A 13,060-nucleotide genomic window follows, 5' to 3' on the forward strand; every position below is an offset into this window, starting at 1 on the left:
TACGGGTCACCCCCGGGGTTCTTGCACATCTTGCGCAAAATGATGCGAATCTTGTTTTTCAGCCATCAGGGAGTCACCCAGCCAGACTGCACCAGCTCACTGATCCACACTTGAAAATCCACCGGGGCATCCCGGGGAAATTTGAGCCGCAGAATCATCGGCACCGTGGCATCCGCGCTCAACTGAAGCTGGTAATCCAGTGCCTTGGCAATCGGGCCGCCCTTCTCGGCATAGCCATAGACCACTTTGGCCCCGGGTTCGGAAATGTTGCGCAGGCTGTAGCACTGGAGCTTGGAGGGATCCCCAAACTGATTTTCGAAGTGTCCCGCAGGAGAAACGAGCACCCGAAAGAGCATGGGGGCCGCCTGTTTTAAATTGAGGAAATCCGACCAGCCCGTCTCGCCTGCGCCCACGAAGGACTCCCAGTCCACACGCGGCCCTGCCGCGGAGTGCTCCACCGTGGCAACGCGCCGGCCGCCACCTTCGAAAACCACCACATGCTGGCTGAACTTGGGGGAGAGCTCCGTCGCCTCGACGATGGAATCAAACGCCTGCGGACCATCCGCATTTTTTGAATAGTAGAGGCTCATCAGCGGCGCCACACGCAGGCGGTCGCGCACCAGGAGCACACGTTCTTTCCAGGTGGGAGTTTCGAGAAACTTCCCAATCACTTCCTCTGCGGCAGCCAGCTTCGCCAGATCTCCGCCTGTGACTTTGGGCAGTGCGCTGGCGGTTTTGAGGTTCTCACTGCCGGGTGGGCGAAACACCAGATTGCCCGAGTTCACCGGGGGCAGCGGATCTTCAGGCTGCATCAGTGGCACGTCAGACGGAAGCACCTTCTTCCCATCATTCTGCGACGGCGACTCACCCGCCTTGGCCAGCTTGGAAGCCAGTGATTCAGCTTTCTTCGCCGGAGAAGGCAGCAGGCTCCAGACCACAAGGATGACAAGGATGAGGCCCACCACGCTCGCGCCGATCATCAAGCGCCGTCGAAACTGCTGGATCTCGGGATCCATGCGCATGCGGTCAAAGGCATCCCCAGGCAGCGGCTGCGGTTCCTGGAAAGCAGCCGGACCAGGACTCGAAGCAGGGGTGCCGGCCGGTTCATTCTGCGACATCAGCAGCGCACGGCGCTTGGTCTTGGTGGTCTTCTCCGCCATCTGCAGCATCACCACCTGCCCGCACTCAGGACAGGGGCGCGAACGCGTCACTGAAGAAACCTGGATTTCGACAGTTTTTTCGCAGTGAGGACAGACGAGGGTGGTGGCCGGCATTCTTGGCTGGACGTTGAGGAAGGGTGGGCACTCTGGCGGCTGCCATGAACCGCCGCAACTTGTGGTTGGTCAATTTCCCGTCCACGCATCCGCCGTGAATCTGCCACCGGAGCGCAGCCGCTGCAGGCCCCAGCTCATCATGATGCGGGCATCCTGCCAGATGTACTTCGTCTTGGTGCCAAGCTGCACGAGGATGACCTCCCGCCCGCCGCTGGCAGCACTGGAGATCAAACAGCGCCCGCTGGCCACGGTGTAGCCGGTTTTCATGCCGTTGCACTCGGGCATGACGCCCAGCAGTTCATTGGTGTTCGTGAGCGTGACCACCCGCCCGTCCGCACGCCGGAAGCTAAAGTGCTTCCGCCGCACCACATCACGGATCACCGTGTTGCGATAGGCCGCCATCGCCACCCGGGCCATGTCGCGTGCGGTGGAGTGCTGCCCGCCCACGGTGAGGCCGTGGGGGTTTTTGAAATTGGAGTTCACGCAGCCCAGCGCGCGCGCTTTGGCATTCATTTTGGCCGTGAAGGCGCTGATGCTGCCCGCGTTGTCCCGCGCCAGCACATTGGCCACATCATTCGCGCTCTTCACCAGAAAGGCATAGAGCAGTTCGCGGCGTGAGTAGACCTCACCCGGCCTGATGCCCAGCCGGGTGGGCTCCACGGCCACGTCGGAGGACTGCACACGCACCATCTTGTCGAGGTTTCCCGCATCCAGCACCACCAGGGCGGTCACCAGCTTTTGGGTGCTGGCCACGCCGCGTGAGGTTTCAAAACTGCGCCCTGCCAGATGCTGCCCGGTACGCGCATCCAGCAGCAGGTAGGAGGCGGCACGGATCGCGGGACCGGAGGTGGCCACGAGCATGGGCCGCTCCGGGAGCATCACGGGCATGATCTGCGCGCTGTCCCCCTCGGCATACATGTGCTGAGTATTCGGTGCGACCGGGATGGCACGTGCCACGCCCTGCTCTGCACAACTTGCCAGCAGCCCTGCGGCCACTCCTGTCATCAAAAGGTGGATCAATCTCATCATCGTGAAGGAACGCCAGACCAGCCCGCAGTTTTCACGCCGGGCCAAGCAACCATGGCGCGCTGCATCTAGGCCACCCCGGGTTTGTTGTCAAACCTTGCGCCCTCCGCGCCGCGCTCCATGTTCAGCCCCATATGGCACTAATCATCAACGGCGAACACATCGACGACGAAATCATTGAAGCGGAATTCCGCCACATCAAAAGTCACTACGAGCGCACCCTCCAGGTGGCCTGCTGTGAGCGTGACCCGGAATTCCGCGGCATCGCCAAGGACAACCTCATCTCCCGCGCCCTCCTGGGTCAGGAAAGCCGCCGCCGCCATCCTGAGGTTTCTGAGGAAGACATCACGGCGCGCCTGACCAAGCTCATCGCCGAGGCCGGTGGCGAAACCCAGTTCTACATGAACATCGGCATGCAGGTCAAAGACGAGGCGCTCGTCCGCGAGAACGTGGCAGGCGGAGTCCGGCTGGACAAAACGCTGCAAGAAATCTACGCCCCTGAGCCGGAGCCGACCGAGGCCGAGCTGAGAGCCTGCTACGAGGCCAATCTCAAGCACTACATGACCGACGAAGAGATCCAGGCCTCCCACATCACCAAGGGTCTCTCAGGTGCGACCAGCCGCCAGGAGATCTATCAGGCCATGCGCGATGTACGCTCCCAGCTTCTTGCCGGGGCAGACTTCGCCAAGCTCGCGGAAGAGCACCGCTCCGGCGACCAGCAGCAGATTGACCTCGGCTGGTTCAAGCGCGGCGAATTCATGGAGGAGTTTGAAACCATCGCCTTCTCCATGGGCGAGGGGGAGATCAGCCCCGTCTTCAGCACCCAGCTCGGCTTCCATGTCTGCACCGTCACCGGCCGCCGCCCGTCCGTGGCGCGTCCGTTCGATGAAGTGAAGGCCGACGTGAGACACCGCTTCCTCGAAGAATACCGCGACAAAAAGTTCAACGCCCTGCTCGAAGAACTCAAAGCCGCCGCCAAGCTGGAAGACACCAATCCTGAAGGAGAGAGCTGCGGGCATTGAGCGCGGACTGGATCTCCAGCTCCGCACCCATCACGCCTTGGAGATCACCGACACCGGGGGGCGATAAACCGCCACCGGTTCCGGCAGCGAGTCCATAGGCGGCGGCCCGGGGAAATTGTCATCCACAAAGCGCCGCCAGGTGTCGCGCGTTTTGGTGGAGATGAAGCCCTGCACGGTGTCGCCGCACTTGCCGCAGATCATCACGCTGTGCAGCAGGGAGAGTCCCTCGCACACACCCGTGATCACAAAATCATCCATGCCCGGCGCATCACGCCGTGCATTGCACACTGCGCATGATTCCAGGCCGTGCTCCAGCGTGACCTGCTCGTCCTGAAACTGCGCCAGCCGCTTTTTCGACTCCTGGGAAAACTCCTCCATCATCTGTGTGCGGCAGTGATCGCACAGCGCATACTCCATCACGCATTCACCGCGCTTGTAAGCCTTGGAGATTTGAAAGCCGCCGGGGAAGTCTGGCAGGGACTCGCCACAGCGCGTGCAGTTCTGAAACGGGCGCTCTTCATACTCACACCGCAGGTCGGGCGGAATGGGCGGCGGCTGTTGGAGATCGTGATCAGACATCGGCTTGTTTGCAACAAAGCGCACACCATGGCAGTTTCACAGTGCAAACTCATGCGTGCCTCGCTTTTCCTCAGCCTCCTCCTCCCCGCCCTTCTGCATGCCCAAACGGCAGACTGGCCTGACTCCCGTGGCAACGCGGCCATGACAGGCACATCCCCCGTCGAGCTGAAGTTCCCGCTGGAGCTCGCCTGGCAGTTCAAGCTCATGGACAAGCCGAAGGGGCAGTCCGAGATGCTCGTCTCCAGCGCCGTCGTACGCAGCGGCAAGGTCTATCTGGGCAGCAAGGACGGCAAATTCTTCTGCCTCGACCTCGCCACCGGCAAGGAGATTTGGAAGGCCGAGGCCAAGGGGGCCTTTGACGGAGCCGCCGCCTTTGCGGGCGAACTCGTCGTCGTGGGCTGCCAGGATGGCTTCGTCTATGCCCGGAACGCCGACACCGGCAAGGAAGTCTGGAAGTTTGAAACTCAGGCCGAGATCCACGCCGCCGCGAATGTGTGGACGAATCCCGAAACCAAGGCGCAGAAAATCATCATCGGCAGCTACGACTACTCCATCTACTGCCTCGATGCCAAAACGGGCGTGAAAGAGTGGGCCGCAGAAACCGGCTACTACATCAACGGCGGCTCCGCCGTGGGCGATGGCAAGGTCGTCTTCGGCGGCTGCGACAGCGTGCTGCACGTGCATGACGTGAAGACCGGCAAAGAGGAGCGCCAGATTGAAGTGGGGGCCTACATCGGCAACAACGTCGCCATCGCCGACGGCGTCATCTACGTCAGCCACTACGGCAACCGCGTGGGCGCCTACCGCATCGCCGACGGCACCAAGGTGTGGGAATACGGCGAGCGCGACTTCGAGTACTACGCCGCCCCCGCCATCTGGGAAAAGGGCGCCTATGTCGGCGGCCGAGACAAACGCTTCCACGCGATCGACCGCGTCACCGGCGCGCAGCTCTGGGAATTCCGCGCCCGGGACCGCATCGACAGCAGCGCCGTCATCTGCGCCGGGAAGGTGGCGATTTTCGGCTGCGATGACGGCTACATCTACGCCCTCGATCTCAAGACCGGCAAGGAAGTCTGGCACAACGAAATCGGCGCCCCGGTGAAGACCTCAGCGGCGGTGGCCGGGAGCTACGTGCTGTTTGGCGCGGATGACGGGGTGCTGTATGTGTTTAAGAATGGAAAGTGAGGGCACGCCTTTGCCGAAATCACGCCATGCTCAGTGTCTCCACGGCTGTCTCAAAGTGGATCATGGCCCCGTAGCAACCCATGCCAGCTTTTGTCACCAGTCCTAAAAGGTGGCGCATTTTGCGCTTGAGACGCCAGAAGAAGGAACGGGGAATGGTGCGGTGGATGGCGAATTTCTTCACATACTTGGTCACGGTCCAGCGCGTGGTCAGGCCGTCCGGAAAAAAGGCGGTGTCACCGGCGCGCAGGGTGTGGACTTTGCGACCCTCATTCTGTTCTTCGATCACCACCTCGCCTTCCAGGATCTGGATAATTTCATCCAGACCAAACACCCATTTGAAGCTGCCCGCATGGCACTCCCAGACTGCGCAGGAAAGCGTTCTGTCCGGAGCAATCGCCAGGGTGGTGGCCCGGGCAATCGGGTTGCCTTCCAGAATCCAGTCGGGATTGATGGGAGCCGGCTGGAGATCTTGCTGATGGATGGAGCCCGTTTGAATCAGGGGGAAGGTGCTGGGCGTTCGGTTAGCAGGGCGGGCGGTGGCGCTGTCGTTGAACCCAAATGGTGAATGAATGGCTTTTTCCATATTTTCCATCTTTAAATATAATAGCCAAATCGCCTATTGTCGAGAAAACCTGTGTAGCGGAACCCTGATTTGGCGGCCTGACTGATTCTTTACTTGAGCTAAGGGCGAACCTGCCAGCAGCCGGAGCACACGACGATTCGACTGCCCTGCCATCAGGTATTTTTCCATTGTCAGTTCCTCCCGCTGCAGCCCCTTCTTGCATCCCTTCCGCCCACCGCTAAAGGAACTGGGTGCGTATCATTTCAGGTAGTGCAGGAGGGCTCGCTCTCGAAGTCCCCAAAACCGTCACCCGGCCCACGCAGGATCGGGTGCGGCAGGCTGTGTTCTCGATGCTCGGGGAACTCGTTCCGGGCGCGCATGTGCTGGACCTCTTTGCCGGCACAGGGGCTCTCGGCCTGGAATGCCTGAGCCGGGGCGCGGCATCGGCCGTGCTGGTGGATGAAAACAAGGGGGCCTGCGAGGTGATCCGCCGGAACATCGCCAAGACCCGCCTCACCGGGGCCACGGTGCGCCACAGCGATGTCTTCCGCATGCTGCCGCTGCTGGAAAAAGACGGCAAGCAGTTCGATCTCATCTTCGCTGATCCGCCCTACACGCACTGCGATGAAGACACGGACTTCGTGGCCAAACTTCTGGCCGAACCATCCCTGCCTGCGCTGCTGCATGCGGAGAGCCACCTCATTCTGGAAAGCCACCACTTCAACCGCGAAACGAAACACTGGCCCGGCTGGGAGGTGCTGACGGATCGCAACTACGGCTCCACCCGCATCGTCTGGCTGCGCAAACTTCCGCATGGCATCGAAAGCGCTTAGCCTCACTCTGTACAATCTGGCGCTGCCTCTGGGGCTCGTGCTGATGCTGCCGGGAGCCATCCGCAAGATGCGCCGCCGCAATGGCCGCTGGCAGGATCTCGCCCAGCGCTTCGGCTTCTTTCCCCAGGAGACTCAGGCCGCCATCAACGCCCTGCCCCAGCGCGAACGCTTCTGGGTGCATGCCGTGAGCGTGGGAGAAGTGGGAGTGGCGAAAAAACTCATCACCCGACTGCTGAAAACGAATGCCGACCTCGGCATCGTGCTCAGCACGACGACGCCCACGGGTCATGCGCTCGCCGCGGAACTGGCGGCGCAGCATGCGGGCCGCGTGGTGGCCATCTACAGCCCCATCGATCTGCCCGGTGTGGGCCGTCTCATGCTGGAGCGCATCCAGCCCACGCAACTGGTGCTCGTGGAGGCGGAAGTGTGGCCCAACCTCACGACCTCCGCCTCACGCCTCGGTATTCCCATTTCACTGGTCAATGCGCGGCTCTCTCCGCGCAGCGAGCGTCGCTACCGCAGGTTCAGCTGGTTCATCGGCCCGATTTTTCGCATGCTGAAGCAGGTCCTCGTACAAGAAGCTGCGGACGTGGCTCGCTGGCAGGGCTTTGGAGTCGATGCGGAGCGCGTCCACCTGACCGGCAGCATCAAATACGATCCTGAAGGCGCGGTCGTGCCCGCCATCAAAATCGAGGAACTGCATGCGGTACGCGCGCTGGCCGGCATTGCCGAGGCGCAGCCCACGCTGCTCGCCGCCAGCACGCATGCAGGCGAGGAGATCGAGCTCGCGCGCGTCTTCCTGCGTCTGCGTGAGCAGGTGAGCAATCTCGCGCTGCTCATTGTGCCGCGTCATGTGGAGCGCCGTGCGGAGATCAGCGCTGATTTGCAGAGCATCGGCATCTCCCCTGCCCTGCGGAGCGCCCCTAACTCACGGGTCGATGCCGGTGCACCGGTCTTCCTGATCGACACCACAGGCGAACTCGCCGCGTGGCAGCATCTCGCCACGCTGGTGGTGGTCGGAAAAAGTTTTCTCGCTGAAGGTGGCCAGAATCCCGCCGAGGCCGCGCTGGCGCAGAAGCCCGTGCTGTTTGGCCCGCACATGGAGAACTTCACACCCCTGGTGAATCTGCTGCTGAAGCACGGAGGCGCCCAGCAGGTAGCGGATTTCACGGAGCTGGAAGCGGCGTGCCGTGTGCTGCTGAAGGATGAAGCGAAGGCCAGGCGAATGGCGCAGGCCGGCCACGATGCGCTGACGATTCACGAAGGCGCGACGCTGCGGAGTGTGGAGAGGCTGCTCCAAGGTGGAGAGGTCTCCTGACTCCCATTTCCGCACACGGAGTGTGCGGACCACTCCGCGCTCAGTAGCACGGGCAATCCTGCCCGTGTTGAGCGCTGCGGATGCGGGCAGGATTGCCCGCACTACTTCAGCCCCAGAGTGACTGCGGGTACTCACCCGCATCAATCAACGCGCGGATGCTGGCCACCACCTCCGCCTTGTCTTCAGGATAGGTGACGCCGAACCATTTTCCTGTGGTCTCCAGCACACGCACATCGGCTTTGCCGGCGGCGATGAGGGCATCCACCTGGGCGGGAACGTAGCATTCGGATTTTTGCTCGGTGCCGCGCTCGGTCAGGAAGGCGGTGAAGGCGGCGCGCAGGTGCGCGAAGATGTCGGGCGTGAAGCCGAAGAAGTTCATCGACACGACTTCATTGCCAGTGAGCGGGACGTAGGCGCCCTCCACCTCGCGGTTTTCCGCACCGGTGTCGCATTTGAAAATCTTGGTCATTTCCAGAACCGTTTTGAGCATGCCGCTGGCATCGCAGGTGCAGACGCCACGGGACACACTGCCGTGATCCGAAAGGGTGTTCTTCAGATAGAAGCCCACCATGGACCAGTGGCTTTTGCCGTCCCGCGGACGCGGCTGGATGAGGTCTGCCGCGATCTTTTTGAAGGCGTCCTGGCCGTAGAAGTCATCGGCATTGATCATGAGGAAGGGCTCGTTCACCACCTTTTCCGCAGCGAGCAGCGCGTGCGCGGTGCCCCAGGGCTTGGTGCGGCCTTCCGGCACGGTGAATCCGGCGGGGAGATCGTGCAGATCCTGAAACGCATAGTCCACCTCGATGCGACCTGCATACTTGGAGCCGATCTGAGTGCGGAAGAGTTCCTCAAAGTCACGGCGGATGACGAAGACCACCTTGCCGAAGCCCGCGCGGATCGCGTCAAAGACGGAGTAATCCAGCACCACCTCACCCGCAGGGCCCATCGCATCGAGTTGTTTGAGGCCGCCGTAACGGCTGCCCATACCGGCAGCGAGGATGAGGAGAGTGGGTTTCACGAGGGAATGGAGGGATGGAGTGAGGGAGAAATGGATGAGGCGTACCTTTTCGTCGGGTGAGGGTCTGGTCAAGGCGAAGTGCTGAGGTCAAGACAGGCCCTGAACCGAACAACAGAGAGCTTGTGCTTTTTCCCGGCATCGGCTTACATCCAGCACACATGCTTCAAGACATCACGAAACTCATTCAGCTTCAGGAACGTGACCAGCGCATTCGTGCCCTGCAGAAAGACCTCAAGGACATCCCCACGATGCAAGCCCGGGCCAAAATGCAGCTCGCGGGAGACCAGGCCGCCGTGGATGCCGCGAATCTGGCAATGAAGGAAGTCGAGGTGAAGATCAAAAACATCCAGCTCGATGTGCAGACGCGCCAGACCTCCATCAAGCGCCTGCAGGACCAGCAGTTCGAGACGCGCAAGAACGACGAATTCGCCGCCCTCGGCCATGAGATCAAACGCTACGAGGCTGATGTGACCAAGCTGGAAGACGGCGAACTGGAGCAGATGGAAGCCCTCGAAGCCGCCAAGGAGAAGCTGAAGGAAGCGCAGGCCAAGCTGGCCGCCACCCAGGTGCGCGTGAACGAGGAACTCAAATCTCTGGAAGAACGTGGCGTGGGTGTGAAAAAGCGCCTCGACGATCTCAACGCCGAGCGTGCCACGCTGGCTGCACCGATCGATCCCGATGCTCTTGATCTTTACACCCGCATCTTCACCAAGAAGGGCGATGCCGCCATCGTGCCGATGGAAAACGCCATGTGCGGCGGCTGCCACATGAAGGTGGTCGTGGGTGTCATCCAGTCGCTGAAGCAGTCGGAAAAGCTCACGCAGTGCGAGAGCTGCGGGCGCATTTTGTATCTGGTGGAGTAGTCACTGCTTCAAGCCACCCAACGCGAAGTGGCACTCACGCTGCGGCCAGCATCATGCCAGCAGCTTGTGCAGGACTTTGCCGTGCACATCGGTGAGTCGGAAGTCGCGGCCTTGGAATTTGAAGGTGAGCTTTTCGTGTTCCAGGCCGAGGAGGTGCAGGATGGTGGCGTGAAGGTCATGCACATGGGCGGGGTCTTCGGCGACGCCGAAGCCGAGCTCGTCGGTCTTGCCGAGAGTCTGGCCGGCTTTCACTCCACCGCCGGCGAACCACATGGTGAAGGCGTCGATGTGGTGATTGCGGCCGGTTTTGTCGCGGTTTTCGCCCATGGGGGTGCGGCCAAATTCGCCGCCCCAGATGACGAGGGTTTCTTCGAGCAGGCCGCGTGATTTGAGGTCGCGAATGAGGGCGGCGCAGGCTTGATCGACGTCTTTGACGACCTTGGGGAAATCGTCTTCGAGGGTTTCGCCTTTGCCGCCGTGATTGTCCCAACTGGTGTGGTAGAGCTGCACGAAGCGAGTGCCACGCTCCACAAGGCGGCGGGCGAGGAGGCAGTTGCGTGCGAAGGACGGCTGGGTGGGATCGACGCCGTAGAGATCGAGCGTGGCCTTGGATTCGCCCTTGAGGTTGATCAGCTCCGGGGCGCTGCTCTGCATGCGCCAGGCCATTTCGTAGGCGTTGATGCGGGTTTGGATTTCGTCGTCACCGGTTTCCACGAGGCGGGAGAGATTCAGCTCGCGTGCGGTGTCGATGACGCGGCGCTGGCTGGCGGCGCTGTAGGCGGCGGGCGTGGAGAGGTTCAGGATCGGCTCGCCGGTGCCACGCAATGGCACGCCCTGGTAGGTGGTGGGAAGGAAGCCGCTGCCCCAGAGCACGGCACCACCACGGGGGCCGCGCGGACCGCTCTGCAGCACGACGAAGCCGGGGAGATCGCTCGATTCACTGCCGATGCCGTAGGTGACCCAGGAACCCATGGAGGGGCGGCCGAACTGGCCGCTGCCGGTGTTCATGAAGAGCTTGGCCGGGGCGTGATTGAAGAGTTCCGTTTTGCAGGTGGTGACGATGCTGATGTCATCGGCCACGCCCTGCATGTAAGGCAGCATGTCGCTCATCCAGGCACCACTCTGGCCGCGCTGCTGGAACTCGCGGCGGGTGCCGAGGAGCTTGAAGCCGTTGCTGGTGCCCATGAAGGCAAAGCGCTTGCCCTCGATGTAGCTCTGCGGGATGGGCTGGCCGTTCAGCTCGACGAGCTTGGGCTTGTAGTCGAAGAGCTCCAGCTGTGAGGGCCCGCCGGCCATGAAAAGGTAGATGACGTTTTTGGCGCGTGGCGTGACGTCGCCTTTTTTCATGACGCCCGGCCCGGGGGCGGCGGCGGCGCTGGCGGCATGCAGTCCTCGCTCCGCCATCAGCGATGCAAGCGCGACGGATCCGATGCCCATGCCGCACTGGCTGAAGAAGTGGCGGCGGGTCTGATCGCGGAGAGCGGTTTCGGAGGGGGGGAGCATCTCAAGGGCTTACGAAGGCAAGGACAGTCATGTTTCACACCGCAAACAGCAAATACGGTGATGTGAGAATGTGGCAAAGCGCGCTGACGGCGGCTTTAGGACGGCCGGACGTTTCTCTGGGAACCTTCGGGCCAGGTGCGCTGGAGGGATGAGGATCCCATTTCAAAGCGGCGCAAAGAAGACAGGATTAACAAAATTACAGGATGCTGCAGGATTTCTCATCAGAGAATCCTGTGAATTCCGTCATCCTGTGAATCCTGTCCTCATCGGTGTTATTCGTTCTGAAGAAACTTCTTTGAAAGCCTGCGCAGACCTCGTTGCCAATGCCCAGTCAAACCTTCACGCCCAGTGCCTCCAGGGTCTTCAGCACGATGGGTTCGCCGGGCTGGAGTTTGTCGCGTTCTTCGAACAGGAGGCGCGTCACTTTTTCATAGCCGGGGAGCTTGCCGGTGCGGCGCTGAGCGAGGAGGCGGACGTAGCGGACGGCGCGGTCGATGAGCTTGTTGTTGCTGGGCTTGACGTAGGTCATGAGGTTGTCGAGGTAGCGACCCAGACGGCCCATGACGAGGGTGGAGTGGATGTTGATGAGGAGCTTGAGCAGCAGATGGGCGTGGAATTCGTGGATGCCGGTGAGGTCGATCTGATGCCTGAGACCATCGAACTCCCAGACCATCTCCCCTGCCCCGCTGTCGATGTGAAACAGCAGATGCGCGGCGTCATGCGTGCGGATGCGTCGTCGGGCCGCGAGCTGCGCGGAGAAATCATAGGAGGCCAGCACCTCGGCACCGGCGACGTGGCGCACGTCCGGCCATTCCAGGGTGCGCGGCTCACGGTGCAGCAGGGCCTGCCAGGCGGCATGCGCGCCGGGCTGCTCAGGCATGAGGAAATGAGACCATGAGGCGAGGGCGGCGGGATCGTCCTGCTTTTCAAAGGGCACGAGGCTGAAGGTGGGTGCGCGCTCCGTGGTGTCTGTGACGACGGTGATGCCAAAGCGTGCGCTGCTGTAAAAAACATAGTCACCCCGTGCATAGACCGCCGCCTCGTGCTCGATGAAGGGCACGAGGAACTGGCCGTCGCAATGCGCGACGTGGCGCAGGAGCTGCAGCACCTCCGCAGGGGCGTGCTCGGGATCGTGCTGGTGCATGAAGGCGAAGCCGATGGCGGCCATGAGCACGGTGCTGGCCTGCAGGCGGGTGCTGCCGGAGACGGCCATGGCACCCACCGAGAGATTGAGCTTATGAATCGCCGGATTTTCGATCACGCGCTTGGAGCGCGCGGCGGCTTTGACGAGCTGCTCGTCCGGATTGCAGTAGAGAAACCAGGGGGGATTGGTGGAGAGCTCCGCAGCGCGTTCTGCCGCGCCGATGACAAAGGGCGTTTCGCCGCCTTCGGTGGTGGCGATGAGCAGATCGCCATTGGCGAAGCCGAGTTCTTCGAGCTGTCGTGCGCCGTATTCGGGGTGGTCTTCGAAGGTCTCGATGGCCTTGATCAGGGCGAGATCCCCGCCGGCCATGAAGGCGACGATGCGCTCCGGATCGGTCACGGGCAGGACCCCCATGCGACAGAAGACTTCGATGCTGAGTGAGAGCCGCCCGGTGGCGCCGCAGCCGCAGAGGAAGACCCGGTGCCCTGAGGCGAGGGTGGCGGCGATGGCACGTGCGAGGTCTGCCAGAGGGGCGGATTTCGCGGCAAACTGGCGCAAGGCGAGCACATCCACCTGGTGCATGAGCTTGACCGCCTCCCCCACATCCGAACGCGCCATCTGGGACAGAGACGTGGTGAAGGGATGCTGTGATTCCGTATCAAGCGCGCCGAGCTGATAGTCGGTGGCGACCTTGAGGAATTCGTCGGCAGCTTTCATGCAATAGTGATTCGAC

12 protein-coding genes are annotated in these 13,060 nt (G+C 61.9%); 5 read left to right on the top strand and 7 right to left on the bottom strand.

Annotated elements, in window-relative coordinates:
- Window positions 1-65: 65 nt before the first annotated feature.
- Both ACILSL_RS16655 and ACILSL_RS16660 read right to left on the bottom strand, forming a co-directional pair.
- Window positions 66-1,274 carry a hypothetical protein gene (locus ACILSL_RS16655; RefSeq protein ID WP_395733181.1) on the bottom strand — a complete coding sequence of 403 codons (1,209 nt, stop codon included), beginning with the start codon at window positions 1,272-1,274 and terminating at the stop codon, window positions 66-68.
- A gap of 69 nt (window positions 1,275-1,343) precedes the next feature.
- Window positions 1,344-2,294, bottom strand: coding sequence for a D-alanyl-D-alanine carboxypeptidase family protein (locus ACILSL_RS16660; protein WP_395733182.1), 951 nt, complete (start codon window positions 2,292-2,294; stop codon window positions 1,344-1,346).
- A 140-nt stretch (window positions 2,295-2,434) separates the two neighbouring features.
- Here ACILSL_RS16660 and ACILSL_RS16665 point away from each other — a divergent pair, with 140 nt between their 5' ends.
- Window positions 2,435-3,322, top strand: a complete 888-nt coding sequence (locus ACILSL_RS16665) for a peptidylprolyl isomerase (protein WP_395733183.1) — start codon at window positions 2,435-2,437, stop codon at window positions 3,320-3,322.
- A gap of 30 nt (window positions 3,323-3,352) precedes the next feature.
- Here the strand turns inward: ACILSL_RS16665 and ACILSL_RS16670 are convergent, their stop codons facing one another.
- Window positions 3,353-3,901: a hypothetical protein gene (locus ACILSL_RS16670; protein ID WP_395733184.1), complete on the bottom strand. Its 549-nt coding sequence runs from the start codon at window positions 3,899-3,901 to the stop codon at window positions 3,353-3,355.
- Window positions 3,902-3,952: 51 nt separating this feature from the next.
- Here ACILSL_RS16670 and ACILSL_RS16675 point away from each other — a divergent pair, with 51 nt between their 5' ends.
- Entirely contained in the window at window positions 3,953-5,086 is a 1,134-nt protein-coding gene (locus ACILSL_RS16675) for a PQQ-binding-like beta-propeller repeat protein (RefSeq protein ID WP_395733185.1), read from the top strand.
- Between the two features lie 19 nt (window positions 5,087-5,105).
- Here ACILSL_RS16675 and ACILSL_RS16680 read toward each other — a convergent pair whose 3' ends face one another.
- On the bottom strand, window positions 5,106-5,669 hold the full coding sequence (locus tag ACILSL_RS16680) for a cupin domain-containing protein (protein ID WP_395733186.1): 564 nt from the start codon (window positions 5,667-5,669) through the stop codon (window positions 5,106-5,108).
- Between the two features lie 230 nt (window positions 5,670-5,899).
- Here ACILSL_RS16680 and rsmD point away from each other — a divergent pair, with 230 nt between their 5' ends.
- Window positions 5,900-6,481: a 16S rRNA (guanine(966)-N(2))-methyltransferase RsmD gene (gene rsmD, locus ACILSL_RS16685; protein WP_395733187.1), complete on the top strand. Its 582-nt coding sequence runs from the start codon at window positions 5,900-5,902 to the stop codon at window positions 6,479-6,481.
- Window positions 6,462-7,799: a 3-deoxy-D-manno-octulosonic acid transferase gene (locus ACILSL_RS16690; RefSeq protein ID WP_395733188.1), complete on the top strand. Its 1,338-nt coding sequence runs from the start codon at window positions 6,462-6,464 to the stop codon at window positions 7,797-7,799. Before rsmD ends, ACILSL_RS16690 begins: the two co-directional genes overlap by 20 nt.
- A gap of 106 nt (window positions 7,800-7,905) precedes the next feature.
- Here ACILSL_RS16690 and ACILSL_RS16695 read toward each other — a convergent pair whose 3' ends face one another.
- On the bottom strand, window positions 7,906-8,817 hold the full coding sequence (locus ACILSL_RS16695) for an NDP-sugar synthase (protein WP_395733189.1): 912 nt from the start codon (window positions 8,815-8,817) through the stop codon (window positions 7,906-7,908).
- 158 nt (window positions 8,818-8,975) lie between these two features.
- Between ACILSL_RS16695 and ACILSL_RS16700 the strand changes: the two genes are divergently transcribed.
- Entirely contained in the window at window positions 8,976-9,680 is a 705-nt protein-coding gene (locus ACILSL_RS16700) for a zinc ribbon domain-containing protein (RefSeq protein ID WP_395733190.1), read from the top strand.
- A gap of 51 nt (window positions 9,681-9,731) precedes the next feature.
- Here the strand turns inward: ACILSL_RS16700 and ACILSL_RS16705 are convergent, their stop codons facing one another.
- Both ACILSL_RS16705 and ACILSL_RS16710 read right to left on the bottom strand, forming a co-directional pair.
- Window positions 9,732-11,183 (bottom strand): DUF1501 domain-containing protein, encoded by a 1,452-nt coding sequence (locus ACILSL_RS16705; protein ID WP_395733191.1) that lies wholly within the window; start codon window positions 11,181-11,183, stop codon window positions 9,732-9,734.
- Window positions 11,184-11,514: 331 nt separating this feature from the next.
- Window positions 11,515-13,044, bottom strand: a complete 1,530-nt coding sequence (locus ACILSL_RS16710) for an SIS domain-containing protein (RefSeq protein ID WP_395733192.1) — start codon at window positions 13,042-13,044, stop codon at window positions 11,515-11,517.
- Window positions 13,045-13,060 lie beyond the last annotated feature (16 nt).

The sequence above is a fragment of the Prosthecobacter sp. genome, from assembly GCF_044222345.1.
Classification (GTDB): Bacteria; Verrucomicrobiota; Verrucomicrobiia; order Verrucomicrobiales; family Verrucomicrobiaceae; genus Prosthecobacter.